General features: G+C 65.0%; 23 protein-coding genes. 6 read left to right on the plus strand and 17 right to left on the minus strand.

Annotated features, from left to right (window positions below):
- Positions 1-61: 61 nt before the first annotated feature.
- On the minus strand, positions 62-1,594 hold the full coding sequence (locus AC07UX_RS08085) for a peptidoglycan DD-metalloendopeptidase family protein (RefSeq protein ID WP_495191395.1): 1,533 nt from the start codon (positions 1,592-1,594) through the stop codon (positions 62-64).
- A gap of 227 nt (positions 1,595-1,821) precedes the next feature.
- On the opposite strand from AC07UX_RS08085, the gene AC07UX_RS08090 reads away from it, so the two are divergent.
- From AC07UX_RS08090 to AC07UX_RS08110, 5 genes are all read left to right on the plus strand, one after another.
- Positions 1,822-4,626, plus strand: coding sequence for a helicase-related protein (locus tag AC07UX_RS08090; RefSeq protein ID WP_495191833.1), 2,805 nt, complete (start codon positions 1,822-1,824; stop codon positions 4,624-4,626).
- Positions 4,619-4,915 carry an RNA-binding S4 domain-containing protein gene (locus AC07UX_RS08095; protein WP_495191396.1) on the plus strand — a complete coding sequence of 99 codons (297 nt, stop codon included), beginning with the start codon at positions 4,619-4,621 and terminating at the stop codon, positions 4,913-4,915. The genes AC07UX_RS08090 and AC07UX_RS08095 overlap by 8 nt, the downstream gene beginning before the upstream one ends.
- Positions 4,916-5,062: 147 nt before the next feature.
- Positions 5,063-5,401, plus strand: coding sequence for a ferredoxin FdxA (fdxA, locus tag AC07UX_RS08100; protein ID WP_056683218.1), 339 nt, complete (start codon positions 5,063-5,065; stop codon positions 5,399-5,401).
- A 247-nt stretch (positions 5,402-5,648) separates the two neighbouring features.
- Positions 5,649-6,176 carry a CarD family transcriptional regulator gene (locus AC07UX_RS08105; protein ID WP_120250658.1) on the plus strand — a complete coding sequence of 176 codons (528 nt, stop codon included), beginning with the start codon at positions 5,649-5,651 and terminating at the stop codon, positions 6,174-6,176.
- Positions 6,177-6,303: 127 nt separating this feature from the next.
- Positions 6,304-7,461 (plus strand): pyridoxal phosphate-dependent aminotransferase, encoded by a 1,158-nt coding sequence (locus tag AC07UX_RS08110; RefSeq protein WP_495191834.1) that lies wholly within the window; start codon positions 6,304-6,306, stop codon positions 7,459-7,461.
- Between the two features lie 47 nt (positions 7,462-7,508).
- Here the strand turns inward: AC07UX_RS08110 and AC07UX_RS08115 are convergent, their stop codons facing one another.
- From AC07UX_RS08115 to AC07UX_RS08160, 10 genes are all read right to left on the minus strand, one after another.
- Entirely contained in the window at positions 7,509-7,763 is a 255-nt protein-coding gene (locus tag AC07UX_RS08115) for a hypothetical protein (RefSeq protein WP_495191397.1), read from the minus strand.
- A gap of 79 nt (positions 7,764-7,842) precedes the next feature.
- Positions 7,843-8,346 (minus strand): asparaginase domain-containing protein, encoded by a 504-nt coding sequence (locus AC07UX_RS08120; RefSeq protein WP_495191398.1) that lies wholly within the window; start codon positions 8,344-8,346, stop codon positions 7,843-7,845.
- A gap of 61 nt (positions 8,347-8,407) precedes the next feature.
- Positions 8,408-9,220 carry a pyrroline-5-carboxylate reductase gene (gene proC / locus AC07UX_RS08125; protein WP_495191399.1) on the minus strand — a complete coding sequence of 271 codons (813 nt, stop codon included), beginning with the start codon at positions 9,218-9,220 and terminating at the stop codon, positions 8,408-8,410.
- A 5-nt stretch (positions 9,221-9,225) separates the two neighbouring features.
- Positions 9,226-9,732: a type III secretion system chaperone family protein gene (locus AC07UX_RS08130; RefSeq protein ID WP_495191400.1), complete on the minus strand. Its 507-nt coding sequence runs from the start codon at positions 9,730-9,732 to the stop codon at positions 9,226-9,228.
- A gap of 43 nt (positions 9,733-9,775) precedes the next feature.
- Positions 9,776-10,066: an accessory factor UbiK family protein gene (locus AC07UX_RS08135; protein ID WP_495191401.1), complete on the minus strand. Its 291-nt coding sequence runs from the start codon at positions 10,064-10,066 to the stop codon at positions 9,776-9,778.
- Between the two features lie 41 nt (positions 10,067-10,107).
- Positions 10,108-10,656: a TspO/MBR family protein gene (locus tag AC07UX_RS08140; protein WP_495191402.1), complete on the minus strand. Its 549-nt coding sequence runs from the start codon at positions 10,654-10,656 to the stop codon at positions 10,108-10,110.
- Positions 10,657-10,680: 24 nt separating this feature from the next.
- Positions 10,681-13,785 (minus strand): efflux RND transporter permease subunit, encoded by a 3,105-nt coding sequence (locus AC07UX_RS08145; RefSeq protein WP_495191403.1) that lies wholly within the window; start codon positions 13,783-13,785, stop codon positions 10,681-10,683.
- The gene (locus AC07UX_RS08150; protein ID WP_495191404.1) at positions 13,785-14,846 is read right to left on the minus strand and encodes an efflux RND transporter periplasmic adaptor subunit; all 1,062 of its coding nucleotides are present in this window, start codon (positions 14,844-14,846) and stop codon (positions 13,785-13,787) included. The genes AC07UX_RS08145 and AC07UX_RS08150 overlap by 1 nt, the downstream gene beginning before the upstream one ends.
- A gap of 97 nt (positions 14,847-14,943) precedes the next feature.
- Positions 14,944-15,681 carry a TlyA family RNA methyltransferase gene (locus tag AC07UX_RS08155; protein ID WP_495191405.1) on the minus strand — a complete coding sequence of 246 codons (738 nt, stop codon included), beginning with the start codon at positions 15,679-15,681 and terminating at the stop codon, positions 14,944-14,946.
- Positions 15,681-17,711 carry a protein-disulfide reductase DsbD family protein gene (locus AC07UX_RS08160; RefSeq protein ID WP_495191406.1) on the minus strand — a complete coding sequence of 677 codons (2,031 nt, stop codon included), beginning with the start codon at positions 17,709-17,711 and terminating at the stop codon, positions 15,681-15,683. Before AC07UX_RS08160 ends, AC07UX_RS08155 begins: the two co-directional genes overlap by 1 nt.
- 77 nt (positions 17,712-17,788) lie before the next feature.
- Between AC07UX_RS08160 and AC07UX_RS08165 the strand changes: the two genes are divergently transcribed.
- On the plus strand, positions 17,789-19,462 hold the full coding sequence (locus tag AC07UX_RS08165) for an alkaline phosphatase family protein (protein ID WP_495191407.1): 1,674 nt from the start codon (positions 17,789-17,791) through the stop codon (positions 19,460-19,462).
- A gap of 148 nt (positions 19,463-19,610) precedes the next feature.
- On the opposite strand, the gene epsC is transcribed toward AC07UX_RS08165, so the two are convergent.
- The 6 genes from epsC to AC07UX_RS08195 all read right to left on the minus strand — a co-directional run bounded on the left by epsC (position 19,611) and on the right by AC07UX_RS08195 (position 26,283).
- Entirely contained in the window at positions 19,611-20,618 is a 1,008-nt protein-coding gene (epsC, locus tag AC07UX_RS08170; protein WP_495191408.1) for a serine O-acetyltransferase EpsC, read from the minus strand.
- A gap of 93 nt (positions 20,619-20,711) precedes the next feature.
- On the minus strand, positions 20,712-22,040 hold the full coding sequence (locus tag AC07UX_RS08175; protein ID WP_495191409.1) for an ATP-binding protein: 1,329 nt from the start codon (positions 22,038-22,040) through the stop codon (positions 20,712-20,714).
- A complete protein-coding gene (locus tag AC07UX_RS08180; protein WP_056683259.1) occupies positions 22,037-22,747 on the minus strand; it encodes a response regulator in 711 nt (236 codons plus the stop codon). Before AC07UX_RS08180 ends, AC07UX_RS08175 begins: the two co-directional genes overlap by 4 nt.
- A gap of 184 nt (positions 22,748-22,931) precedes the next feature.
- Positions 22,932-23,789 carry a TorF family putative porin gene (locus tag AC07UX_RS08185; RefSeq protein WP_495191410.1) on the minus strand — a complete coding sequence of 286 codons (858 nt, stop codon included), beginning with the start codon at positions 23,787-23,789 and terminating at the stop codon, positions 22,932-22,934.
- A gap of 295 nt (positions 23,790-24,084) precedes the next feature.
- The gene (locus tag AC07UX_RS08190; protein WP_495191411.1) at positions 24,085-25,581 is read right to left on the minus strand and encodes a SulP family inorganic anion transporter; all 1,497 of its coding nucleotides are present in this window, start codon (positions 25,579-25,581) and stop codon (positions 24,085-24,087) included.
- A 3-nt stretch (positions 25,582-25,584) separates the two neighbouring features.
- Positions 25,585-26,283 (minus strand): carbonic anhydrase, encoded by a 699-nt coding sequence (locus AC07UX_RS08195; protein WP_495191412.1) that lies wholly within the window; start codon positions 26,281-26,283, stop codon positions 25,585-25,587.
- Positions 26,284-26,359: the final 76 nt, after the last annotated feature.

The following is a 26,359-nucleotide window of genomic DNA, read 5'->3' on the forward strand; positions in this document are numbered from 1 at the left end:
GCCGACGGTTCGCAGAATGCGGAAAACGATAAATTGGAGCTACCCCGCGGCGGAAAGGGACTTATTTGCCAGACGCCACGGGCGCCGCCGGAGCCTTTTGCGCGAAACTGTCATGCAGGCCGACGCGCAGCCCACGATATTGCGCCAGTCGCGCGCGGAAGGCGGATAGTTCAGCCCCCGCCAGCTGCGCCGTCGTGGTGAACTTCACCGACAGCGGATTGACCGTCGCGCCATTGCGATACAGCTCATAATGGAGATGCGGACCGGTCGACAGGCCGGTCGATCCGACATAGCCGATCACCTGGCCGCGCCGCACCCGCTGACCCGGTGCCGCCGCGATGCGGCTCATATGGGCATAGCCGGTGGCGAGACCCCCGCCATGCTGGATGCGGACATAATTGCCATGGCCGCCATGGCGACCGGCAAAGGCGACCACGCCGTCCGTCACGGCGTAGATGGGCGAGCCGTAGCGCGCCGCAAAGTCGATGCCGGCGTGCATGCGGGTATAGCCCAATATCGGATGGCGACGCTGCCCATAGCCCGACGACATGCGCCCGGCGACCGGCGCCGACAAGACGCCGCGCCGTTCGCCCACACCCGACGCTTCGAACCATTCGGTGCGGCCGTCCTTCGTCCATTTCAGCATGTCGACCGACTTGCCGCGCGATCGTCTAAGGCCCGCATAGAGGAGATCGCCCACCTCCACATCGCCGGTTTCGGCACGGCGATATTCGGTGACGATATCGTAGCGGTCGCCCGCCCCGATCCCACCCAGATCGACCTGCCCCGCGATGACGCGCAGGAAGGCCTGGACCGCCCTGGGCGGCGCGCCGGCCGCGCGGGCCGAGCGATAGATGCTGTCGCCGACCACGCCCTGAATCCGCAGCGGCGTATTGTCGACGCGGATGGGGATGCGCCTGACCGACAGCACGCCGCCGGCGCGCGTCAGTTCAAGGGCAAGGTCGAGCCGGGCACGGAAGGCCAGCTTGTCGAGCGGACGCGGCCGGTCGCGGCTGGTGCGACGCCCCAATATGATGTCGAGGCGCGTGCCGGGCTTCACACCCTCGCTCAAGTCGCCGCCGACCATCGCCGTCACGGTAGCGACGTCGCCGCCGCTGACCCCGGCGCGTGACAGGGCACGGGCCAGCGTGTCGCTGCTGCCGATCTGGGCACTGAGTTCGATCTGCGGGCGCTCCGGCGTCTCGCGCAGCGGCTGCACCGCATCGGTCGCGCCCATGTGCCGCCCGCTGTCAGCGCCGAGCGCGAGCGGAGTCATCATCTGGCTGCGCACCTCGTCATAATGCGCGTCGCTCAGGCGGGCACCGGGCAGGCCCGGAATCGGCTGGAAGGAAGGCGAGAGGTAGAGCGCCGTGGCACAAAGGCCGAAGCAGGTGGCAAGGCCGCGGAACCAGGTAAGGCTGCCGACCCGTTCGGCAAGGTCGGGGACCAGATCGACCTCATCCGCCCAGTCGCGCAAGCGCGTGCGCCAGTCTCGTGGCTGCGGCGCGGCGCCGGCACGCGCGAGGGAATCGGCCATCCACAGCGACATGGACGCGCCGCCCTGTTGCGATCCCAACTGGCTTTCCTGAAACAAACCCGCGACCCCAAAGGCATTTTTATCATTGCTGCGCCGGCAACGTCCCCCGCGCCATGCGTGGGCGGGACTGTTGTGAACGCACAGGGTTAAAGTCAAATAAAGACGTCCGTATGACGAACAACCGTGCGACGAACCGTGCCCATGGCCCGACGGGATTGGCGTTTGCGGGCGGAACCGCAAAACTCCTTGCTACCCGGCCGGTCCTGCCCGACATAGCGAGCATCATGGCCCAGTTCGCCCGTTCTCCCATCACCGCTGTCCTCGGTCCGACCAACACCGGCAAGACCCACCTTGCCGTAGAGCGCATGTGCGGCCATTCGAGCGGCATGATGGGCTTTCCGCTGCGCCTGCTGGCGCGCGAAGTCTATGACCGGGTGGTCGCGATCAAGGGGCCGCAACTGGTCGCACTCATCACCGGCGAGGAAAAGATCGTGCCGCCGGGCGCGCGCTATTTCCTCTGCACGGCCGAATCCATGCCGCTCAGCGGTGGGCGGGAAACCGGCATCAAGGAGGATTTCGCCTTCGTCGCGCTGGACGAGGCGCAATTGGGGTCTGACCCGGAACGCGGCCATATCTTCACCGACCGGCTGCTGCGCGCGCGGGGTCGGGAAGAGACGATGATCCTGGGGTCCGCCAGCATCAGCCGCCTGGTCAAGGCGTTGGTCCCGGATATCGAAATCATCGGCCGCCCGCGCTTTTCGACGCTCAGCTATGCCGGCGCCAAGAAGCTGTCGCGCCTGCCCAAACGATCCGCCATCGTCGCCTTCTCCGCTGAAGAAGTCTATGCCGTCGCTGAAATGCTGCGCCGTTTCCGGGGCGGCGCTGCGGTGGTGATGGGCGCGCTCAGCCCCCGCACCCGCAATTCGCAGGTGCAGATGTTTTTGAATGGCGAGGTCGACTATCTGGTCGCCACCGACGCCATCGGCATGGGGTTGAACCTGGATGTCGCCCATGTCGCCTTTGCATCCCTGCGCAAATATGACGGCCGCCGCAGCCGCCGCCTGACCGTCAGCGAAATGGCGCAGATCGCCGGGCGCGCGGGCCGTCATCACAAGGATGGCACATTCGGCAGTCTGGGCGGCGAGGATGGAGACGCCGCTTTCACGCCGGAAGAGATCGAGGCGATCGAGGCGCATCGCTTCCCGCCGATCGAGCAGCTTTTCTGGCGCAACGGCACGCCCCGCACCGACCGGCTGGAGCATCTTCTGGCCGATCTGGAGCAGAAGCCGCAGCGTCCCGAACTGCGCGCCGCGCCCGAAGCGGTGGATCTTGCCGTATTGCGACGCATGGCCGACGATCCGCTGGTGATCGAACGGGTCAAGGGCAAGCGGCAGGTCGAACGGCTGTGGAGCGCCTGCGGCCTGCCCGATTTCCAGAAGCTGGGCGCGGACCATCATGGCCGCACCGTCAATCGCATCTGGCAATTTCTGTCGGAAGGCACCGGCCATATCCCGCGCGACTGGTTCGCCCAGAATTTGGCCCGGCTCGATTCGGTACAGGGCGATATCGACACGCTGTCGGGCCGGATCGCCGCCGCGCGCACATGGTCGTACATCGCTCATCGCCCCGATTGGCTGGCTCATCCGGCCGAAATGGCAGAGCGCACCCGCGCGCTGGAGGAAAAGCTGTCAGATGCGCTCCACGCCGCGTTGACGCAGCGTTTCGTCGATCGGCGCACATCCGTCCTGCTGCGCGATATCGGGCAGAATGCGAGCAATCTGCCGGTCACGGTGGAGCCGGACGGGAGCGTCTGTGTCGATGGCGAGACGATCGGAAAACTTGACGGCTTCCGATTCTCCGTCGATCCCGCTACGCGACATCAGGACAGGAAGATGTTGCTGGCGGCCGCGGAACGGCGCCTTGGAAAGGTATTACGAGTGAAGGCAGACGAATTGGTGGGCGCAGCGGATACGGATTTCGCGCTCATGGACGAAGCAGGACAGGCACCGGGCATCGCCTGGGGCGAAACGCCGGTGGCGTCGCTGCTGGCGGGATCAAGCCTGCTGGCTCCGGAAATTCGGCTGGATCGCGCGCTACTTAGCCTGGGCCAGGATGTGCAAAAGCAGGTCGTGACCCGCATCGCCGCCTGGGTCGAGGCCCAGAAGCAGAAGCATCTCCTCCCGCTCGTCAAGATGAACGAGAGCGCGTCCGATCCTGAAGTCCCCGCGGTCGTGCGCGCCGTCTTTGCGCAGCTTGGCGACGCCGGCGGCGTGATCGCGCGCACCGATCTCGATTCGGCGCTCGGCCATCTCGACAAGGATCAGCGCCATCTGCTGCGCAAGGCGGGCATCGATATCGGCGTGCTCGACATCTATCATCCCGGCCTGCTGAAGCCCGGCGCGGCGCGCTGGCGCTCGGCGCTGCTGGCGGCACGAATCGCCAAGCCCTGCCTGCCGCTGCCCGGCCCCGGCCTGACGCTGATCCCGGCCGGCGAGAAGTTCGAACAGATGGGTGCGCGCATTGCCGGCTTCCGTGGATTTGGCGAGCAGATGTTGCGCATCGACATGGCCGAGCGCATGGCCCGCGCCGCACATGAAGCCATCGCCAAGAACGAACCCTTTACCCACAGCAGCCCGCAAATCGTGTCGCTGGGCCTATCCGAACCTTCCTTCCTGCAATTGATGCGGCTCGCCGGTTTCCGTCCGGTCACGCCGCCGGCACCGGAAGTGGTTGAGGAAACCCCTGTGGAAGCCGCCGAAGCCCCGACCGAAGGCATGGACACTGTGGAAGGCGCCGCAGAAGCGCAGGTTGCTCCTGTCGCTGGCGCCAACTGGACGTTCAGGGGCCGACAGAAACCGCGTGGCGATCGTCCGCAAAATGGCCGCCCGCATCAGGGCCAGCAGGCCCGCAACCAGCTGCCGCGCGACGGCAAGGATGGCGGCAAGCCTGGCGGCGGCGCTCGTCGTTCCGACAAGGATGGCCGCCCGCCGCGCTCCGGCGGGTCCCGCCCGGCCTCGCCCGGCAGCACGCCGGCGCCGGCCAACAACGCCTTTGCCGGCCTTGCCGACCTGCTCGGCCGAAATGGCTGACCCGGTGTCGGGCGTCGGCCATGGGCCGACGCTGCGCATCGACAAATATTTGTGGTTCGTCCGGCTGTGCTCCAGCCGGTCGAACGCACAGAAACTGGCGGAAGATGGCCATATCCGCCTGAACGGCCGCCGGATCGAGCGTGCCCATTCGCCGGTGCGAACGGGCGACCTCATCACCTTCCCCCATTTCGACAAGGTGCGCGTGGTCCGCGTCGTCGCCCTGCCGGCACGACGCGGGCCGGCGCCCGAGGCCCAGGCCTGCTATGAGGAACTGACGGTCGGCGGATAGACCGCAAGCCTTGATCCCGACGCATGAATTTGAGAGTCGTTCGCACGAAACCCGCCCTAAAGCCCTGACAACAATATCCTCATTGACCTTCGCGCGTGTGGGGCATAGCAGGGCCGCGCTTTTTCCAATCCTACGAGTGCCCAGACAATGACCTATGTCGTGACCGACAATTGCATCCGCTGCAAATATATGGATTGCGTCGAGGTCTGCCCCGTCGACTGTTTCTACGAGGGCGAGAATATGCTGGTCATCAATCCGAACGAGTGCATCGACTGCGGCGTGTGCGAACCGGAATGCCCGGCCGAAGCGATCCTGCCCGATACCGAGAACGGCCTTGAAAAATGGCTGGAACTCAACACCAAATTTTCCGCCGAATGGCCCAACATCACCGTGAAGGGCGAAGCGCCTGCCGACGCCGACGCGATGAGCGGCGTGGAAAACAAACTGGAGAAGTTCTTTTCCCCCGAACCGGGCGAAGGCAGCTAAACCCTTTGCGCGCCCTATGGCGTCCCATATTGCGCCACAGGAACAACCCCACCCCCAGACATTGTGTCCGGGGGTGGTAATTTTGTTACGAATCTGCTAAATAGCTCCGTGACGGCTGGATGTTCCCTATCATCCGGCTCTGGAGAATACGCTTCATGTCTTGACGGTGTCGCCGTGGACCCCTCGGCATTTGTCTCGCATCTGCCCCGCGACGGCCCGTTCCCCGGTTGAATTGGAAAGGTATCAAATGGCTGCCAAGGCGCTGTCCTTTGACGTTGGTGATTATGTCGTTTATCCCAAGCATGGCGTAGGCCGTGTAATCGAGCTTCAGAAGGAGCAGATTGCCGGCATGGAACTGGAGCTGTACGTGCTCCGTTTCGAAAAGGAGCGCATGACGCTTCGCGTGCCGACCAACAAGGCGGAAGGCGTGGGCATGCGCAAGCTGTCCTCCAACAAGACCCTCGAAGAATCGATGGAAACGCTCAAGGGCAAGCCCAAGGTAAAGCGTACCATGTGGTCGCGCCGCGCGCAGGAATATGAAGCGAAAATCAATTCGGGCGACCTGGTGTCGATCGCCGAAGTGACCCGCGACCTGTTCCGTGCCGACGACCAGCCTGAGCAGAGCTATTCCGAACGCCAGATCTTCGAAGCAGCGTCCAGCCGCCTCGCCCGCGAACTCGCCGCGATGGAAGAAACGGACGAGCCGACCGCGCTCAAGAAGATTCTGCGCATCCTCAATGAGGCTGCGCCCAAGCATGTGAAGGTCGAGGGCTGATCCCCTCATTCCTTGCCTGAATGAAGAAAAGGGCGTCCGGCCACGGGCGCCCTTTCTCTTTGGACGCTGCGGAAAAGCCGCCTTCGTCCGTTTCCTCCCCTGTAGGTAATGACAGGGGAACGATATGATGCATGACCAGTCCAACGCACGGCAGGATCTTCTCGAACGTGGCTATTCCCGGCGACAGGCCGCCCGCATCATGGGCGTGCTGGGCGCCGGCGTCGCAGCCGCGAGCGCAGGCACGCCGCTCTGGGCGCAGCGCAACAACGGCCCGGAAGAGGGCAATTTTCCCAAGGTCCGCATCGGCTCCAACGAATGCTGGACCGGCCCCTTCCCCGTCGCACAGGCGGAAGCCGCCAAGATCATCGGCCATTCCAATTTCTACCATCCTGGCACCGAAGTCACCGATTTCAAGACAACGCTCGCCACGATCGAGGGCGTGCCCGCCGACCATATCCTGCCATGGCCCGGTTCCAGCGATCCGCTGTCGCGCATCGTCGTTGCTTTCTGTTCGCCCAAAAAGGGCCTGGTGACGGCGGACGTCAGCTATGAACAGCCCTGGGGCACGGCCGAATGGGCAGGCGCGAAAGTGACCAAGGTGCCGCTGACCAGCGACTATCGCCATGACGTGAAGGCGATGCTGGCCGCCGATCCGCAGGCTGGCCTCTATTATGTCTGTTCGCCCAACAACCCGACCGGCACGATCACCCCGATCGCGGACATCGAATGGCTTGTCGCCAACAAGCCAGCCGGATCGGTCGTGCTGGTGGACGAGGCCTATCTCCACTTCTCCCATGCCAAGTCCGCCGCCTATCTGGCCGCCAAGCGCGACGATGTCGTCGTGCTGCGCACCTTTTCCAAGCTGTTCGGCATGGCGGGCATGCGGCTGGGCGCGACCATCGCATCGCCCGCGCTTCACGAGCAGCTTATGCGCTATGACGGCAAGCGCATGTCGACCAACCTGCCGCTGCCCTCGGTCGTGTGCGGCACGGTAGCCCTCACGCAAAAGGCGCTGATCGAACAGCGCCGCGCCGAAATGATCGCCGCGCGCGACTATACGTTCGCGCATCTCAAAAAGCGCGGGATCAAGTTCATCCCGTCGGACGCAAATATGTTCATGGTCGATTGGGGCAAGCCAGCCAAGGGCGTGCAGGATCAGTTCCTGGCAGCGGGCGTCGGCATCGGCCGCAACTGGGCGCCTTGGCCCACCATGTCGCGCGTGACGGTCGGTTCGATGGCCGACATGCAGGCCTTCTGCGCCGCGCTCGACAAGATCATGGTCTGAGATGAGCGAAGGGGCTGGTACCACAGGTTGCCAGCCCCCTTCATTCCTTAATCCTTCTTGACCGCGCCGGCCGCATCCTTGGCCGCGTCACCGACATCGCTGGCGGCGGAGCCGACCTGCTCGGCTGCGGTGGATACCGCATTATCCTTGTTCGTCTGGCTGCTGATCAGGAAGAAAGCGGCCACCGCCACCACGACCACCAGCAGCAGGATTGCGATGGTCGTGCCGCCACCGCCGCGCTTTTCGATGATTGTCGTGTGCGTCGCCGGACGCTCCTGATAATCGGACCGATTATCGGTCATGTCTTGCTCCTCCTCGTCATGCCACCCGCCCGTTCAATGCCGGGCGGGGGATGTTGTTCCGGGAGCGAGATGGTCGCGATCAGTCCTGCGTCGGTACGAAGGCGCCCTTGGCGCGATCCTTCACCACCTTGTCCGCGCGAAATACCGACCCGCTCATGGTGATATAGACGCCCGGTTCGGCCACCTGCGCGGTGGCGAAGGCCATGCCCAGGTTGAAGCTGGCGTCGCTCTCGCCGAAGCGGGCGGGGGCCAGCGCACCGACCAGCACGATGGTCTTCCCTTCGATCCCGGCCATCTCTCTGGCTGTGTCGGTCATCGTGTCGGTGCCATGGGTGATGACGATATGTTTTTCGCGGGCGGCCGCGACGCGCGCGACGATCAGCGCCCGATCCGTCTCGTCCAGTTCCAGACTGTCCTTGCGCGTCACTTCCTCGATGCGGAAAGGGCGCTTCACCCGCGCGACCTCCAGCAGCTTGGCCATCACCGTTTCCCCGACCTGATAGTCGGACAGGGCGTCGAAATAGACTTTGTCGATGGTCCCACCGGTGGTGAGCAGCAGGATGGGGGTTTCGGGCGACAACATGAGCAACTCCAGGGTGATTTCGGCGCGCCTTACCGCAAAAGCGCCGCCCCCGGAACCGTGCTTAGTCGCCGCGCGCCATCGCCTCGCCGCGATCGCGAGCGGCGGCCAGCGTATCGGTCAGTAGCGCAAGCAGCCGGTCGTCGGCGTCCAGCACATTGAGCCCCTGGCGCGTCATGCCGCCGGGGCTGGCGACCTGATCGGCGAGCGTAGCCGGGCTGACAGAGGCGCGTGCGGCCATATTCGCCGACCCCTGCACGGTTGCCAGCGCCATGCGCGCGGCCTGATCGGCGGGGATGCCGATCGCTTCGCCCGCGCGAGCCAGTGCATCGACGAAGCGGAACAGGAAGGCCGGGCCGCATCCCGACAGTGCCGTCACCTGATTGAACAGGGCTTCGTCGGCGATCCATTCGACCAGCCCCAGAGGCTGGATCAGGGCGCCGATCGCGTCGCGTGCAGAGGGATCGGTGGCATCGTCGCTGAACAGCGCCGTCACCCCCTGGCCCAGCCCCACCGGCAGGTTGGGCATGGCCCGCACGACATCGCGCGCGACGGGGAAGCGGCTGCGCAATTCGGCCAGCGTCGTGCCGGCGAGGATCGACACGATCCGCGTGTCGATCGCACAAAGCGGCGCCAGCGCGGCGGCGACATCGGCAATCTGATAGGGTTTCATGCCCAGCAACACGGTTGTGCCGGCCGGCAGCACCGCCGGATAGTCCGTCACCACCGCGACGCCGTCGGCCACCGGCTTGCCGCTGGGGCGCAGCACGGTGATACGGGCAGGGTCCAGCCCCTGGTCCAGCCAGCGGGACAACATCTGCCCCGCCATATTGCCGCAGCCGACAAGGAACAGGTGATCGGGCCAGATGGCAATCATGCAGGTCAGGCCTCGCCGCGGGTTTCGATCAGGCTGGCGGAGATCGCCTCGGATGGCGACTTGCCGCCCCAAAGGACGAACTGGAACACCGGATAGAAGCGTTCGCATTCGTCGATCGCGGTTTCGACCAGCAATTGCGCCTGATCCAGCGTCAACGTGCCGCCCGCGCCCAGCAGCGCACCGTGGCGGAACAGGATGATGCCGCTGGACGACCATAGCTCGAAATGGCCGAGCCACAGCTGCTCGTTGATCAGGCCCAGCGTCTCGTAGATGGTGCCGCGCTTTTCTTCGCTGACACGAATGTCGGGCAGCGCCAGCAGTTGCAGCACCTGATCTTCGTCGCGCCAGATACCGCGCAGCTCATATTGCGCCCACGATCCCTGGGTATTGGCGACAATTTCATCCTCGCCGACCTGCTCGTAGCTCCAGCCATGCGCCTCGAAATAGGCGCCCAGCATGTCGATCGGCGCGGCTTCCCCACCGCCATGTTCGAATTCGTCACTATCCATCATCGGCGCGCCTTATCACCGGATGCGGTGAAAGGACAGACGCGAGTCAATCCGCCGCGGGCTTGGTGGCCTTGACGCTCTTCGTCACCGGTTCGGTCGTCTTGCCTTCCAGCGCGTCGAGCCGGGCCTTGAGCAGCTCGACTTCTTCGCGCGCGGCGGCGGCGACGGCCTTGACCGCGTCAAATTCTTCACGCGACACGAATTCCAGGCCGCCGATCCATTCCTTCGCCCGCTCGCGCGCGTTGGATTCAAATTCGCGCGTCACGCCGGCCACGGTGCCGGCAGCGCCGTTCACCAGCTTGGCCAGATCGTCGAAGAAGCGGTTTTCGCTCTGCATTGCACTTGTCCTTTTTGCGGCGCGATGGGCGCGCCCGTAGATCATATCTGGGTTCTGAGCGCCGGGGCCACAAGGGTCGCCGCATCGGGGTTCAGCACAGCAATCTCATAGTTGAGGAAGGAAGCGAAGGCCAGCCATGCCAGATAGGGCAGCAGCAGCACGCCGGCCAAGCGCCGAATCCGCCAGAAAAACGCGGTCGTCACCGCCACCAGCACGGTCAGGATCAGGATCAGCGCTAGCGCACTGCCCACCTGATGCGCGCGAAAGAAAAGCGGCGACCAGCAGAGGTTGAGCAGCAATTGCATCAGGAACAGTGCGATTGCCCCGCCCCGCCCCTGCGCCCCGCGCGCATGCAGCACGATGGCGAAGGCCAGCGCCATCAGGACATAAAGGATGGTCCAGGCGACGCCGAAGGCCCAGCCCGGCGGCATGAAGGCGGGCTTGTCCAGCGCGTCGAACCAGCGATTGCCATAGCCGCTATTGGCAAGGCGCCCGGACATGAAGCCGAGGAAGACGATAGCGGGCACCGTCACCAGCGCCCAGCGCAGATAGGCAAGACGCAATTGACCGGGCGACGCAATCTCGTTCATCGGCAAGGCAGCTCCAAAAAGCCATTATTCGGCGGGTTCCGGCGAATCCTTGAGCGCCGAATCCAGCTTTCGACTGACGGTTTGCGGAGAAACCGTCCGCTTGGCAACGCGGGAATAGAAGATCGGAATGAGGAAAAGCGTGATGAGCGTTGCCAGGCTGACGCCGAACACCACGACGGTGCCGATCGAGTGCCGCGCGGCCGCCCCGGCCCCGCCCCGCATCACCAGCGGCACCGCACCGATGACGGTCGCGATGGACGTCATCAGGATTGGGCGAAGGCGTCGCTTGGCCGCTTCGCGAATGGCTTGCGCGACGTCCATCCCCTCATCGCGCAGCTGATTGGCGAACTCGACGATCAGGATGCCGTTCTTGGCGGCGAGGCCCACCAGCATGACGATGCCGATCTGGCTGTAGAGGTTGATCGAGCCGCCCATGATCGCCAGCCCCAGCGCGCCGCCCGCCACGGCCAGCGGCACGGTGGCGATGATGATGCCGGGATGGACGAAGCTTTCAAACTGCGCAGCCAGCAGCAGATAGACGATCAATATGGTAAGGCCGAAGACCAGCCAGATCGACCCGCCGGTTTCGCGCAAGGACTGGCTTTCGCCGCGATAGCCGATGGCCAGCACTTCGGGTGACTGACGCGCCTGATCCTCCAGGAAGGTCAGTGCCTCGCCCAGCGAGGTGCCGGGCGCCAGCGCGGCAGTCAGGGTGATGGCGCGCAGCTTGTTGTAGCGGTTGAGCTGACGCGGCCCGGCGACTTCGCGCACCTTGACCAATGTGGACAGCGGTACCAGCGCGCCGGTGCGGGACCGGACGTTGATCCGCTCCAGATCGGCGACGGTCCGGCGGCCGTCCTCCTCCGCCTGCACCAGCACGCGATATTCTTCGCCCCGGTCGACATAGGTGCCGACGCGGCGGGAACCAAGCAGGCTTTGCAGCGCCTGGCTGACATCGTTCACCGATACGCCCAGATCGCCGGCACGGGCCAGATTGGCCTCGATCCGCATCTGCGGCTTGGTTTCCTTGTAATCGCTGTCGACGTTGATCAGGCCGGGATAGTCGGCCGCCGCCGCCATGATCCGGTCGCGCGCGGCGACCAGCCCTTCATAGGTGGAGCCGGCCAGTACGATATTGACCGGCAGGCCACGCCCGCGCCCCAGCCCCGATCGCGGCGCCGCATTGCCGCGCACGCCCGGCTGGTCGGCAATCACCTTGTTCACGATCGTCGCGACCTGCGCGGTGGTGATGGTACGATCTTCCCATGGCCGCAGGAAGGCGATGACGTTGCCGCCATTATAATCGTCCGTCGCGCCGAAACCCGACGGGGTGCGGATGACCAGATTCTGGAGCGTGCCATCCTTGCGCAGGAAGGCCAGATCATCCTCGATCTTCTTCATATAGGCCATCATGCGGGCAAAGCCGGTGCCTTCGGGCGCGCTGATCTGCGCTTCCACTACGCCGGTATCTTCGGCGGGCGCGAGTTCGCTCGGCAGGCGGGTGAAGAAGAAGCCGGCGACACCCAGGAAGAGGAATACGCCCAGCAAGGGTAGCAACGGCTTGCGCAAGGCGCCGTCCAGCCAGCGCGCATAGCCATGTTCCAGCCGCTGGAAACGATCGTCGATCCAGCGCGCGAACCGCCCGCGCTCGGCCGTCTTGAGCAGCTTGGAACACATCATCGGCGCCAGGCTGAGCGAGATGAAGCCGGAGAAGGCGATGGCCGCGATCATGGCGATGGCGAGTTCGCGAAACAGCAGGCCAGTCTGGCCGGCGAGGAACATTACCGGCACGAATACCGCGCAGACGACCAAGGTGGTCGAAATGATCGCGAAGCCCACCTGCCGGGTGCCGAGATAAGCGGCGACCAGCGGATCGTCGCCCTGTTCGATACGGTGATAGACATTTTCCAGCACGACGATGGCGTCGTCCACCACCAGACCGATCGCCAGCACGAAGGCGAGCAGGGTCAGCAGGTTGATCGACAGGCCAAGCAGCCACATGACAGCGCAGGTCGCCAGCAGGCAGATCGGCACGGTCACCGCCGGGATGATCGTCGCGCGCACCGATCCCAGGAACAGGAAGATGACGAGGATGACCAGCAGCGCCGCCTCGATCAGCGTGTCATAGACATTGTCGATGGCGCGTTCGATGAACAGGGATTCGTCGGTGCCAATGGCGACGCGCATGCCCTGCGGCAAGGTCGGCTCCAGTTCCTTGATAAGCGCCTTGGCCTTTTGCGCGACGGCCAGCGTGTTGGCGCCCGACTGGCGGATGATGCCGATACCGATCGCGGTGCCCTGGTTCGACCGGAAGCTGGTATAGGGATTTTCCGCCCCTTCCTCGATCCGGGCGACGTCGCCCAGGCGCACCTGATAGCCGTCCGTGCCGCGGCCCACGACCAGCCCGGAAAATTCCGCCGGCGTGGCGAAGGGCCGTTCGACGCGCAACGTCTGGTTCTGGTCCTTCGATTCGAAGCGGCCGGCGGGCAGTTCCACATTCTGGCTGCGTAGCGCGGCCTCGACATCGGCCGGGGTCAGGCCGAAGGCGGCCAGCTTTTCCGCGTTGAACCAGATGCGGGTGGAGGGCCGCGCTTCGCCGCCGATGGTGACGCGGGCGACGCCATCTATCGCGGAGAAACGGTCGGCGACGTTGCGGTCGAGATAGTCGCTGATCTGGATCGACGACCAGCCGGGGCGGGAAAAGGCAAGGAACAGGATGGAGCGGGCGTCGGAATCGACCTTGCGGATTTCGGGCGCCAGCGCGTCTTCGGGCAGATCCTCCACCACCGAACCGACACGATCGCGCACGTCATTGGCGGCGCTGTCGATGTCGCGCGACGGATCGAATTCGATATTGATGTTGGATGTGCCGTCCTGCGACGTCGATGTGATCGTCTGGATGCCCTGCACCCCCGCGACGCCATCTTCGATCAACTGGGTGATGCGGGTTTCCACCACGGAGGCCGCCGCGCCGGTATAGCTGGTTTCGACCGACACGATCGGCGGATCGGTATCGGGATATTCGCGCACCGACAGGCTCATCCAGCCGACGACGCCGACGATGCAGAGCAATACCGCGACGACCGCGGCGAAGACCGGGCGGCGAACGGAAAGATCGGACAATTGCATCAGCGCGCGCCCTTGCCCGATCCGTCCCTGGGCTGTGCATCATTCTTGTCGCCAGCCAGCCGGACGGTAACGCCGTCGGTCAGCTTCACGACGCCTTCGGTCACGACCTTCTGGCCCGGCTTCACCCCGCCCAATATCTCGACCCGACCGTCCTGGCGGATGCCGGTGCTGACCTTGGTCCGCTTGGCCGTGCGATCCTCGACGACGAAGACGAAGCGCTCGTCGCCGTCACCCACGACCGCCAGTTCGGGCACGGACAGCGACTGGCGCCGGCGCGCCATCACGCTGACGGTCAGCAACATGCCGGGTTTCAACGCCTTGTCGGGGTTGGGCAGGATCGCCCGCACCTTCACCGCGCGCGTGGCCGGGTCGATGACCGGGTCGATCGTCGCGATGGTGCCGTTGAACGGCCGGTCGGGCCAGGCGGCCGATACCGCCTTGATCGGCATGCCCGTGCGGATCATCGCCAGCCGGGTTTCGGGGATGGTGAAGTCCAGCTTGATGCGGCTGATGTCGCTGACCGTGGCGATCGCCGTTCCCGCCGTCACGATCGCGCCGGGCGACACGGTGCGCAGCGAAACCCAGCCGCCGAAGGGCGCGCGGATCACCCGGTCGCCGATCGAGGCACGCGCAAGTTGCGCATTGGCGCGGGCGGCATTGGAGAGCGCCACCTGCTGTTCCAGCGTGGCGCCGGTGGCAAAGCCGCGATCCTTGAGCGACTGGATGCGTTGCAATTGCTGGCCCGCCTGAAGCGCGGTCGCCTCCGCAGAGGCAAGTTCGGCCTGTTCCTGGCCAACTGCAAGACGCGCGATGACCTGCCCTTTGGCAACGAAGCCGCCATCGGCGAAGTTCAGCGCCTCGATCCGTTCCGTGACCGGCGCAGACAGCACGACCTGCTCATTGGCAAGCGCGGTGCCGACCGCCTCCAGATCATCGGTAAAGGCAGCGGGCGCGATCGGCTGGATTTCCACTAACGGAACGGCGCGCGGTTTCTGCTGCTTTTCGCCGCTGCAACCGGCAAGACAAAGGGCGGAGAGAATGACAGGCAAATAAGGGCGCATGGCGGAGGGCTATCGGGCCTTTCGGGGCGACACAATGGGAAGCTTTGTCGCAATATGTATCAGTATATGTCGGGGGCTGAGAACGAAGCTGAACCCGTTATCCGCCAAGGCGGGCGTAGAGAAGAAATTCCACATTGCCCTGCGGCCCGGTAATCGGGCTTTGCGTCAGTCCCGCGACAGTCCAGCCCTGCGCGACGGCCCAGTCCTGCACCTCGGCGCAGACGCGATCGTGGACGGCGGGATCGCGGATCACGCCATTCTTGCCGACCTCTTCGCGCCGCGCTTCGAACTGCGGCTTGATGAGCGCGACCATCTGCGCACCGGGCCTGGCGAAGCTGAGCGGCCTTTCAAGCACCTTGGCCAGGCTGATGAAGCTGGCGTCACACACGATGATGTCCACCGGTTCGGGGATATGGGCATCGGTCAGAATGCGGGCGCTGGTCTGTTCATGCACGACGACGCGATCGTCGGAGCGTAGTTTCCAGGCGAGCTGATTGGTGCCGCTGTCGACCGCATAGACCTTCGCTGCGCCATTGGTCAGCAGCACGTCGGTAAAGCCGCCGGTCGAGGAGCCGACGTCGATGGCGACGAAGCCGGTGACGTCGATGCCAAATTGCTCGATCGCATGGGCCAGCTTGATGCCGCCGCGCGATACCCAGGGATGATCGCGACCGCGCACATCAAGGTCGGCATCGGCGGCCACCTGCTGCCCGGCCTTCTCCACCTTCTTGTCGCCCAGGAAGACGAGGCCGGCGAGGATGAGCGCCTGCGCACGGGCGCGGCTTTCGGCCAGGCCGTTGTCGACGAGCAGTTGATCGGCACGGACTTTCGCCATCAGCGCACCAGTCCGGTCAGAGTGGCGGGGGTCAGCAATTGCGGCAAGGTCTGGGCCTCCTTGCCCGGCGCATAATAAAGATAGAGCGGCACGCCGGAGCGCCCCTGGCTTTCCAGAAAGCGGGTGATGGCGGGATCGGCATTGGTCCAGTCGCCGACCATGACGGTAACGCCGGCCTTGTCGAAGGCGGCACGGGTTTCGGCCCGGTCGATGGCGGCGGCCTCGTTCGCCTTGCAGGTCAGGCACCAGTCGGCGGTGAAATAGAGGAAGACCGGCTTGTTGGCGGCGCGCAGTTCGGCGAGTTTCGAGACAGCGAAAGAGACAGTGGAATCGCCAGCTTTCGCGGCGGTCGGCGCGCGGGTCGGCAGGGCATAGGCGGCCGCCGACAGGATCGCCAGACCGGCGATGGCGGCGATGAGGCCGCCGCCATCGCCCCGCCGCTGGCGACCGCCCAGTCCCCAGAGCAGCAGGGCGAGCAGCAATGCGGCCGACAGGCCGATCGTCATGCCGGGCACGCCGCGCTGCTGCCCCAGCAGCCAGGCGAGGCCCAGCGCGGTCAGGAACATCGGGATGGCCAATATCTTCTGGAACGTGCTCATCCAGCTACCGGGTTTAGGCAAACGATTGCGAAGCGCCGGCACCCAGGCGAGCAACAGGAATGGCAGCGCAAGGCCAAGGCCCAGCCCCGCAAATACCGCCAGCGCGGCGGCCAGGGGCAGCAGCAGCGCCGCGCCCATCGCCGCCGCCATGAACGGCCCGGTACAGGGCGTCGCAACAAAGGCGACGAGCGCGCCGGTCCAGAAGGAGCCTGCCACGCCGCCCTTCCCTGCCAAGCCTTCACCGCCGCCATAGGCGCGGAGGTCGAACAGGCCGGCCAGATTGAAGGCGATCGCCGTCACCAGCAGCAACAGCGCCAGGATGATGCGCGGATCCTGCAACTGGAAGGCCCAGCCGACCGCGTCCCCCGCCGCGCGCAACGCCAGCAACAGGCCGCCCAATGCGAGGCAGATAAGGATGATGCCGGCAGTATAGGCCAGCGCTTCGCGCCGGACGGTGCGTTCGTTACCGCCCGCCCTGGCCAGCTTCATCGCCTTCAAACCCAGGATCGGGAAGACGCAGGGCATGATGTTGAGCAGCAGCCCGCCCAGCAGCGCGCCGCCCAGGGCCGCGAAGATGGCGCCCCACTGACCGCCGCCCGATGCCGCGCCGGCCACCTCGCCCGGCCGGGCGGTCAGCAGGAAGCCGACATGATCGCCGGTCCGCAGGACCGCCTGAACGGTGCCGTTCTTAGCGCCATCGGCCGCGTCGGTTTCCAGCAGCAATTGATCGCCTTGCCGCGTCACCGCCTGCGGGGCAGCGTTGCGGATCAGCCCGTCGGGCAGCGGAAACAGATGCACATCGCTTGCCTGCGCATTTGCCGGGAAGGGCACGGAGAGGCGGAGCTTGCCGTCCTTGATCGCATAGGTCGCCTCCGACCCCAGCGGGCGCGGCAAATGGGTGCGCCAGCCATCGAAGCGCGCGCGCGTGGCCGTCAAGACCTGACCGTCACCGACGATCAGGTCCAGCGTCAGGTCGCCGCCTTCGGGCACGCACACCTTGTCGGTGCAGGCCAGCCACTGAGCCGCCGCCTTCACCGGCAGGCGCGTGCCGGGCGCCACATCCGCCGCGACCTTCAGGTCCGCCAGCACCGCATAGGGGCCTTCATAGACATGGTTCATCAGGCCCGCGATCAGCAGGGTTTCGGGCACCGGATAGCGCAGCGCGCCGACGGTCACGCCCCTTGGCAAGGTCCAGTCAACGGTCATGCCCAGACCCGCATCGCCCGGATTTTCCCAATAGCCGTGCCAGCCCTGTTCCGGCACCATGGCAAAGGCGATGGTCGTGCCCTCGCCCGCCCTGGGCACGGCGCTTTCCGCCGCCAGTGTCGCGGCGATATGCGCCGCCGCGCCGCCAAAAGCACTTTGGGCGTGCGCGGCAGACAGGCCTGCCAACAGGGCAAGCGTCATGAATATGACTTGAAAAATCCGCATCGGGCCTCTGGTCGGTCAGGTGCAAGGGGGCTAGGTCGCTCCCTATCCGCCGTCAAGGCATGAGAAGGTCATAGAATATGTTGAAACGAGTCGCCGCCGCCCTGTTGCTTGCCAGCGCCCTGGTCCCTGTCGCGCCCGTCGTCGCGCAAAGCCCGGCGTCCGCGCCTGCCGCAACAGCCGCGCCCGCCTCTCCACCCAAGCTGATCGTCGCGATCAGCGTCGACCAGTTTTCCGCCGACCTGTTCAGCGAATATCGCCAATATTATACCGGCGGGCTCAAGCGCCTGACCAGCGAAGGCGCCGTCTTCCCGCGCGGCTACCAAAGCCATGCCGCGACTGAAACCTGCCCCGGCCATTCAACCATCCTGACCGGCAGCCGCCCGTCGCGCACCGGCATCATCGCCAACAACTGGTTCGATCTGAACGCCAAGCGCGATGACAAGAATGTCTATTGTGCAGAGGATGAAAGCCAGCCGGGGACCGACAGCGACCATTATGAGGCATCGCCCCTGCATCTGAATGTGCCGACTCTGGGCGGTAGGATGAAGATCGCCAATCCCGCCACGCGCGTCGTGTCGGTCTCCGGCAAGGACCGCGCCGCCATCATGATGGGCGGGCCGACCGCCGATCAGGCCTGGTGGCTCGGCCCCAAGGGCTATGTCAGCTACAAGGGCGTGACGGTTCCGCCGCTGGTCGCCAAGGTGAACGATGTGTTCGCCCAGCGCTTGGCGCAGCCCAATGCCGGGTTCGAACTGCCCGCCCAGTGCGTGTCGAAGGATTTCGCGGTACAGGCGGGCAATCGTTCCGTCGGCACCGGCCGCTTCGCGCGGCAGGCGGGCGACTATACCGGTTTTCGCATTTCGCCCGAACAGGATGCGCTGACGCTGGCCTTCGCCGCCGCCGCGATCGACAGCATGGCCCTGGGCAAGCAGGCGCAGACCGACATCATTTCGATCGGCCTGTCGGCGACCGATTATGTCGGCCACACCTATGGTACCGAAGGCACCGAAAGCTGCATCCAGGTCGATCGTCTGGACCGCGAACTGGGCGCCTTCTTCGATAAGCTGGACAAGGACGGCATCGACTATGTCGTCGTGCTGACCGCCGACCATGGCGGCCATGACCTGCCCGAACGCCACCGGCTGAACGCCATGCCGATGGAACAGCGGGTGGACAAGGCGCTGACGCCAAAGGCGCTGAACGCCACCATCGCCGAAAAGGTCGGCATGGCCGGCAAGAAACTGATCTGGGGCGACGGGCCGGCCGGCGACCTTTATTTCGACAAGGGGCTGACCGCCTCCGAGCGCGCGAAGGTGGAGGCTGCGACCTTGGCCTATCTGCGCGCGCATCCGCAAGTGCAGACCGTCTTTACCAAGGCGGAAATCGCCGCTACCCCTTCCCCATCCGGGCCGCCCGAAAGCTGGAGCCTGATCCAGGAAGCGCGCGCCAGCTTCTATCCCGCGCGGTCGGGTGACCTGCTCGTGCTGCTCAAGCCGCGGGTCATGTCTATCCCGGAAAGCGCCGTGATGGGCGCGGTCGCGACCCATGGTTCGCCCTGGGACACGGATCGCCGGGTGCCGATCCTGTTCTGGCGCAAGGGGATGCAGCATTTCGAACAGCCGCTGGGCGTCGAGACGGTCGACATCCTGCCGACGCTGGCCGCGCTCATCAAGCTGCCGGTGCCCAAGGATGAGATTGACGGCCGCTGCCTGGACCTGATCGCGGGGGATGGGGACAGCTGCGCGCCATAATCTTGGCTGCTCCTCGGCTCAGGGCGGGGTCCAGATGGCGGCGTGGAACTGGACCCCGGCCTGCGCCGGGGAACAGCAAAATCGACTGATCGCCGACTTGAGAGCATGATGCCAGCCGGCAGCCGTGCCAGCTGCCTTCGAAATGGTCTCAGATATTCTCCCCGATCCCGTCCGTCGCTTCCTCGACCAAAGCGTGGACGCGGTGCGGGGCGGATACCTGGACGCGGCTGGTCACTTCATATTGCGCCTTGGCCTGACGGACGTTGGAGTCGGCCGGTACGCTGTCGGTCAGCCAGACATTGCCGCCGATGACCGAGCGGCTGCCCACGATGATGCGGCCCAGCACCGTCGCGCCGGCGTAGATCACCACATCATCCTCGATGATCGGATGGCGCGGCAGGGCCTTTTCCAGATGCCCCTTCTCGTCCGCCGGGAAACTGCGCGCGCCCAGCGTCACCCCCTGATAAAGGCGCACCCGCGCGCCGACGATCGCGGTTTCGCCGATCACCACGCCGGTGCCATGGTCGATGAAGAAGGACGGGCCGATCTTCGCGCCGGGGTGAATGTCGATCCCGGTCTTTCCATGGGCGATTTCCGAGACGATGCGGGCCACCAATGGCGCGCCCAGTTCATAGAGACGATGCGCCAGCCGGTGATGGATGATCGCCAGCATCGACGGGTAGCAGATCAGCACCTCATCCACGCTGCGTGCGGCGGGATCGCCCAGGAAGGCCGCATCGACATCGGTGTCGAGCAGGGTGCGTAATGCCGGCAGGCTTTCGGCAAAGGCCGATATGATCCGCGCCGCTTCCTTGTCCACGGCCTCGACCGGCTGCCCCTTCAGCGCATAGATAAGCTCCAGCCGGATCTGACCATGGAGACGGCTAAGGACGGTTTGCAGCGTGTCGGCGACATAGGCGTCCTCATTATGGAGGCGCACGAAGCTGGGGCCGAGCCGCAGGGGAAAGAGCGCGCCGCAGAGCGATTGGGTGATCTTCGCCATATTGTCGCGAGAGGGGAAGCCCTCGGCGCCATATTCGGCGTGATGCCGTTGCGATTGCCGCCAGCGGCTGCGCGCGCTGCTCAGCGCCGCGACCAGCCCGTCAACATCCCAATACCCCTCGACGATGCGATCGTCGTCCTGTCCGTCTGCCATCTTGTCCGCCTTCATGCGCTTATTGCCGGGGGCATAGCGTGGTGACGGGGACAGGGATAAACGAGTTTTGCTTGGGGCCGAACAGATTCTCTTTTAGCCGCGCCCCGCCTGCCTGGGCAGATACAGGCAGATTTCGGCGCGCAATCCGCCTTCGGGCCGGTTGGCCAGGATGAACTGGCCGCCCTCCGCCATCACCGCCTTCTGCACGATGGCAAGGCCCAGACCCAGCCCGCGCGTATTGCGCTGACGCGCATCGTCCAGGCGGGAGAAGGGCCGGAGCACTTCCTCCAGCCGCTCACGCGGGATGCCGGGACCGTCATCATCGACGCGGATCAGCACCTCATTGCCCTTGCGCTCCAGCGACACGCGGGCGCGATCGCCATAGTGAAGCGCATTCTCGATCAGGTTGCGCACTGCCCGGCGCAGCGACAGGCCGCGCACTTCCATTTCCAGATGGTCCGGCCCGTTATAGTCCACATCCTGGTCATGATCCTGAAACGCATCGACGATGGTGGCGATGCTGACCGCGATGTCGGTGCGGACCGGCGGTTCGGGATCCTTTTCGCCGCCAAGGAAAGCGAGCAGCGATTCCAGCATCGCGCCCATTTCCGCCAGGTCGCCGCCCATGGCGTCCTGCACTTCGGGGTCTTTCACCATTTCCAACCGCAATTGCAGCCGGGCGAGCGGCGTGCGCAGATCATGGCCGACCGCCGCCAGCGTTTCCGTACGCTCGTCGATAAGGCGGTGCATGCGTGCCTGCATCGCGTTGAACGCGGTGATGAGGTTGCGCACGTCGTTGGTGCCGGCTTCGGGTACGATCACTTCGGAGCCGCGACCGATCCGGTGGGTCGCATGGGTCAGGTCGCGCAGCGGGGCCAGCGTTCGGCGGATCAGCAGCAGGCCCGCGAGCAGCAGCGCCAATACCGGGATCAGCGCCAGCCCCAGCCGGCCGATGGTGAAGGCCCATTTCCCACCGCTATGGTGCATGCCGAAATAGAGCCAGCTGCCATCATGAAGTTGCAGCCCACCATTGATTTCAGAATGGCGCCCCGGCGTCAGGCGCAGCCACAGGCCGGATTTTTCCAGGCTGGGTTCCCAGTCGATGATCTGGCGCCGCATCCGCTCCAGTTCGGGCGATAGCGGCGGCGGCGGCGGGGCGGCCGGGGACCAGTGGACATCGTAGCGGTCGGTGGTCAGTTGCAGGCCAAGCGCGGGACGTTCGTTGCGCGGTTGTTCGAGCAGCAGCTTGCGCGCGATGACCAGATGTTCGGCCAGGCGCCGGGCCTCGTCATCCTGCAACGACAAATGGCTGGCCCGCTCATAGACGAGCGTGCCGACGGCAAATTCCAGCGTGACGGTCAGCAGCAGGATCGCACAGAGCCGGCCGAGCAGGCCGAGCGATCCCCTGAACTGAAGTTTCAAGCGCGGCTGACCTCTGCATTGAACATATAGCCCACGCCGCGCACGGTGGTGATCGGCGCGCCCTTGTCCTGCGTGGACAATTTGCGGCGCAGGCGGCTGACCAGCACGTCGATGCTGCGGTCGGAGCTGTCGCCCATGCGGGTGCGGGACAGTTCGATCAGCCGTTCGCGCGCGATGACGCGCTGCGGATGGCTGAGGAAGGAACCGAGCAGGTCGAACTCCGCCCCGGTCAACTCCACGATCGCGCCGGTGGGCGAGCGGAGTTCGCGGCGGGGGAAGTTGACGCTCCAGCCGTCGAAATGGGCTTCGCTCTCGCGATGCTCGTCCGGGCCGCGCTCCACGCCGACGCGGCGCAGGATGGCGCGGATGCGGGCGATCAGCTCGCGCGTGCCGAAGGGTTTGGGAAGGTAATCGTCCGCGCCCAGTTCCAGCCCGACGATGCGGTCCGTCTCGCTGCCCTTGGCGCTGATGAAAATGATGGGGACATCGCTCTTGCGGCGGATCTGGCGGCATAGGTCAATGCCGTTGGTACCCGGCAGCATGACGTCCAGCACCACAAGGTCCACTGGGCCAGCGTCGAAGGCCACCCACATTTCCGGGCCGGACGATGCGGGCCGCACCTGATAGCCATGTTCCTGAAGCGCGCGGGCCGTCAGCGTGCGCAGCGGCGGATCGTCTTCGACGAGGATGATCGACGGGGCGGTCATGAAAGCGTCAGCGCACAAAATGTCATGCTTTGGAGATAGGCCGCGCCGTATCGAGGGTCAACTGCGCGCCCCCGACCAACGGGTCAATCGCGACTGGAGCAACAATTTGTCACGCCAGCGAAAAGGGCCGGCCCGACGCATCGTGTCGGACCGGCCCTTTTTCAGGCAAAGCCAAGGCTTCGAATCAGAAGGCCGCCGTCAGCGAGAAGACGACCTGGCTGCGCACGATCGACTTGCCGGCGTTGTCCGCATCCGCCACCGACAGGTTGGGACGAAGGTAGTTTTCCTCGACGCGGGCGATGTCGGTATCGACATAGGCCACGCCCAGGGTGAGCGGCGTACCGGGGATGGCGACATCCGCGCCGACTAGCCAGTCCATATATTTGCCGGTGGGGGCAACCGAGGTGCCGTTCGGGCCAAGGCCGCTATTGCCCTTCGAATAGCCCAGATGCGCCTTCAGGCTGACCGGCGTGTTGGGAACCGCGCCACTGACGTCCACCCAGCTGTAGAAATTGTCATTCTTCTTGCCGGGGCTGTCGGGGACGCCGCCAGCATAGCTGAATGCGTCATTATACCATTTGCCCAGCGCCTGCTGCTTGGGCGCATAGGCGACGCCGACCAGGGCCTTGACCGGGCCAAGCTGGCTCGACAGCTTCACATAGGGTTCGGCGAAATCGGTTTCGTCCGCACCCGACGGATACATGTACCAGGTCAGGCCCACGTCCAGCGTGGTGGTTTCGTTCAGCGGAACTGCATAGCCGGCGAACAGGTCCAGTTCGATGCCGGCGCCGCCAAAGGTGCCCCAGCCCGCCAGGTTCGACGCCCAGGTGCCGACATAGGCGCCGCTTTCATGCGTGGCGGTGATGCCCCCCTGCACGGCCATGGCCTTGTCCGACTGCGACACGCCACGGAAACGATAATCGGACACGAGGCCGACGCTGCCGGTAACCGTCACGGGGCTGGTGGGTTCTTCCTGCGCAAAGGCCGGGGCGCTGGAAAGGAGCGCGAGGGCGGCACAGGCGATTTGGTACTTCATGAACATTCCCCTTTTACGTTGGAATGTTCCGTCCTGCATTCGCCGCCCAGGGATCTGTTGTTGATCGTCCCCGATGCCAGCGAATGATCTTGGCCTATTCGGTCCTGTCCTTCGCGCAAACTGCTTTTGCCGCAGCTGCGAACGGATCGGGACTGCTGTGCTATACAGGGCACGGTTCTTTGCTATTTGGGCAATATTATGTTGCTATTTCGTTTCTAACAAATTGGAGCAAAAGGAAACCGCCATGCCCCGGGGGAAAGGCACGGCGGTTCAAAATGTCGCCCATGTCGTTGTGAAGGGATCAGGCGACCAGTTGACGCATCCGACCGGTCGCACCGAACAGTTCGACGGGTGCGCCGGTCCCGCGCCGGCGATCGACCCATTCGCGCAGCATTTCGGCGCAAGTATGGTCGATATGGCCCAGACGCTCGACGTTCAGGATGACAAGGCCGGCGGTCGGGAGCGATTCCAGTTTGGCCGACAGCTTGGGCAGGCTGAGGAAGGTGGCGGTACCGCGCAGCGCCACTTCATGCGCTTCGCCCCGGCTTTCATCCTCCACCTTCAGGCGCAGGCGGGTCGCGTGGGGCAGCAGTTCCAGCATCGACAGGCCGATGCCCACCAGCACGCCGGTCAGCAGGTCGGTCGTCACGACGCAGATCAGCGTTGCGGCCCATACGATCGCAGGCAGCGGACCATAGAGGTGGAAGAGATGCTTGACGTGCGCCACGCTCACCAGGCGAACGCCGGTGATGACGAGGATGCCGGCCAGCGCGGCCATCGGGATTTCCCGCAACAGCCAGGGCAGCAGGGCCACGAAGCCCAAAATCCAGATGCCGTGCAGGATCGCGGACAGGCGGGTCTTGGCCCCCGCCTGCACGTTGGCCGACGAACGGACGATCACGCCGGTCATCGGCAGCGCGCCGGCAAGGCCGCAGAGCAGGTTGCCCACGCCCTGCGCGCTCAATTCCTTGTTGTAATTGGTCCGCACACCATCGTGCATGCGATCCACGGCGGCGGCCGACAGCAATGTTTCGGCGCTGGCGATGAAGGCGATTGCGATGGCCGTGGTGATGACGGTCGGGTTCAGCAACTGCGCCAGCAGGCCCTGTTCGGGCAGGCTGACCGCCGCGACGATCGATTCGGGCACCACGACGCGCGCGATGTCCAGGCCCAGCGCGAAGGCGACGAGCGTCGCGGCCACCACGCCGACGAGTGCGCCGGGCACCAGCTTCATCGAGGCGGGGCGGAACTTCTCCCAGCCCAACATGCTGAAAATGGTGACAAGGCCGACGGCGAAGGCAGTGACGGTATCGCCGTTCGACAGGCCCAGAATCTGGCCGGGCATGGCGATCAGATTGTGCAGGCCGCTCGACAGCGGCTTGTCGTCGAACAGCACATGGAACTGGCCGACCACGATCAGCACGCCGATGCCCGCAAGCATGCCATGCACGACGGCGGGCGAAATGGCGCGAAACCAGCCGCCGACCCGCAACATGCCTGCAACAACCTGGATCGCGCCCGCCAGAATCAGGATCGGCCCCAGGGCCGAAAGCCCCTGTTCGCGGACGATTTCAAAGACGATGACGGCAAGGCCGGCGGCGGGGCCGCTGACCTGCAACGGAGAACCCGCGAGCAGGCCGACGACGATGCCCCCGATGATGCCGGTGATAAGACCCTTTTCCGGCGGCACGCCGGACGCAATGGCGATGCCCATGCAAAGCGGCATCGCCACCAGGAAGACGACGATCGACGCCGTGAAATCGCGGCCGAAATTGCCGCCGGAAAGAGCCTTCAGCATGATTTACTCCGCCGCTTGGGCATAAACCGATTCGCCGGCGAGGCGACGGCCGTGGGGAAGAGCGACCGGCATCGGCTGGCCTTCGCGCAGGGGCGAGAAGCGACCGGTTTCGCCGTCAAGGCCAAGCACCTGGCCGGCGTGAATGTCGACATACCATCCATGCAGCGCGATTTCGCCACGGGCGATGCCCGACGCGATCGACGGATGGGTGCGCAGGTGGGCGAGCTGAACCACGACATTTTCCAGCGCCATGTTGCGCAGCTTTTCCGCGTCGCTCAGATCCGTGGGATAATTTTCGCGGCACACCTTCTGCGCGGCATGGCTGTGACGCAGCCAGGCGGCGACGTTCGGCATCGACGTCAGGTCGGCGTCGGTCGCCAGTGCCTTCATCGCGCCGCAGTCGCTATGGCCGCATACAATGATGTCGCGCACGCCCAGCACCATGACGGCATATTCGACCGTCGCGGTCACGCCGCCCAGCTGGCTGGCATGCGGCGGCACGATGTTGCCGGCATTGCGGCACACGAACAGGTCGCCGGGCGCAGCCTGCATGATCTGTTCGGGGACGATGCGCGAATCCGCGCAGGAAATCATCAGCGCCTTGGGGCTTTGGCCATGGTTGGCCAGCTGGTTGTACAGCGTGCTTTCGCTGGGATAAACCTTGGTTTCAAAGTCAAAAACGCGACCGATAAGCTCGTTCATGGAGTCTATCCTCTTCTTTGAATGACTATCTCCGGCCAGGGGGCGGACCGGTATAGTGTGAAGAATAGACAAGCGG

This window comes from Sphingobium sp. GW821-FHT02B05, assembly GCF_059421905.1.

What these genes read in the sequence shown, in the direction of transcription:
- AC07UX_RS08090 (WP_495191833.1), top strand. Translation starts at nt 1,822, where the DNA reads ATGGCCCAGTTCGCCCGTTCTCCCATCACCGCTGTCCTCGGTCCGACC.
- AC07UX_RS08095 (WP_495191396.1), top strand. Translation starts at nt 4,619, where the DNA reads ATGGCTGACCCGGTGTCGGGCGTCGGCCATGGGCCGACGCTGCGCATC.
- fdxA (WP_056683218.1), top strand. Translation starts at nt 5,063, where the DNA reads ATGACCTATGTCGTGACCGACAATTGCATCCGCTGCAAATATATGGAT.
- AC07UX_RS08105 (WP_120250658.1), top strand. Translation starts at nt 5,649, where the DNA reads ATGGCTGCCAAGGCGCTGTCCTTTGACGTTGGTGATTATGTCGTTTAT.
- AC07UX_RS08110 (WP_495191834.1), top strand. Translation starts at nt 6,304, where the DNA reads ATGCATGACCAGTCCAACGCACGGCAGGATCTTCTCGAACGTGGCTAT.
- AC07UX_RS08115 (WP_495191397.1), bottom strand. Translation starts at nt 7,763, where the DNA reads ATGACCGATAATCGGTCCGATTATCAGGAGCGTCCGGCGACGCACACG.
- AC07UX_RS08120 (WP_495191398.1), bottom strand. Translation starts at nt 8,346, where the DNA reads ATGTTGTCGCCCGAAACCCCCATCCTGCTGCTCACCACCGGTGGGACC.
- proC (WP_495191399.1), bottom strand. Translation starts at nt 9,220, where the DNA reads ATGATTGCCATCTGGCCCGATCACCTGTTCCTTGTCGGCTGCGGCAAT.
- AC07UX_RS08130 (WP_495191400.1), bottom strand. Translation starts at nt 9,732, where the DNA reads ATGATGGATAGTGACGAATTCGAACATGGCGGTGGGGAAGCCGCGCCG.
- AC07UX_RS08135 (WP_495191401.1), bottom strand. Translation starts at nt 10,066, where the DNA reads ATGCAGAGCGAAAACCGCTTCTTCGACGATCTGGCCAAGCTGGTGAAC.
- AC07UX_RS08140 (WP_495191402.1), bottom strand. Translation starts at nt 10,656, where the DNA reads ATGAACGAGATTGCGTCGCCCGGTCAATTGCGTCTTGCCTATCTGCGC.
- AC07UX_RS08145 (WP_495191403.1), bottom strand. Translation starts at nt 13,785, where the DNA reads ATGCAATTGTCCGATCTTTCCGTTCGCCGCCCGGTCTTCGCCGCGGTC.
- AC07UX_RS08150 (WP_495191404.1), bottom strand. Translation starts at nt 14,846, where the DNA reads ATGCGCCCTTATTTGCCTGTCATTCTCTCCGCCCTTTGTCTTGCCGGT.
- AC07UX_RS08155 (WP_495191405.1), bottom strand. Translation starts at nt 15,681, where the DNA reads ATGGCGAAAGTCCGTGCCGATCAACTGCTCGTCGACAACGGCCTGGCC.
- AC07UX_RS08160 (WP_495191406.1), bottom strand. Translation starts at nt 17,711, where the DNA reads ATGCGGATTTTTCAAGTCATATTCATGACGCTTGCCCTGTTGGCAGGC.
- AC07UX_RS08165 (WP_495191407.1), top strand. Translation starts at nt 17,789, where the DNA reads ATGTTGAAACGAGTCGCCGCCGCCCTGTTGCTTGCCAGCGCCCTGGTC.
- epsC (WP_495191408.1), bottom strand. Translation starts at nt 20,618, where the DNA reads ATGGCAGACGGACAGGACGACGATCGCATCGTCGAGGGGTATTGGGAT.
- AC07UX_RS08180 (WP_056683259.1), bottom strand. Translation starts at nt 22,747, where the DNA reads ATGACCGCCCCGTCGATCATCCTCGTCGAAGACGATCCGCCGCTGCGC.
- AC07UX_RS08185 (WP_495191410.1), bottom strand. Translation starts at nt 23,789, where the DNA reads ATGTTCATGAAGTACCAAATCGCCTGTGCCGCCCTCGCGCTCCTTTCC.
- AC07UX_RS08190 (WP_495191411.1), bottom strand. Translation starts at nt 25,581, where the DNA reads ATGCTGAAGGCTCTTTCCGGCGGCAATTTCGGCCGCGATTTCACGGCG.
- AC07UX_RS08195 (WP_495191412.1), bottom strand. Translation starts at nt 26,283, where the DNA reads ATGAACGAGCTTATCGGTCGCGTTTTTGACTTTGAAACCAAGGTTTAT.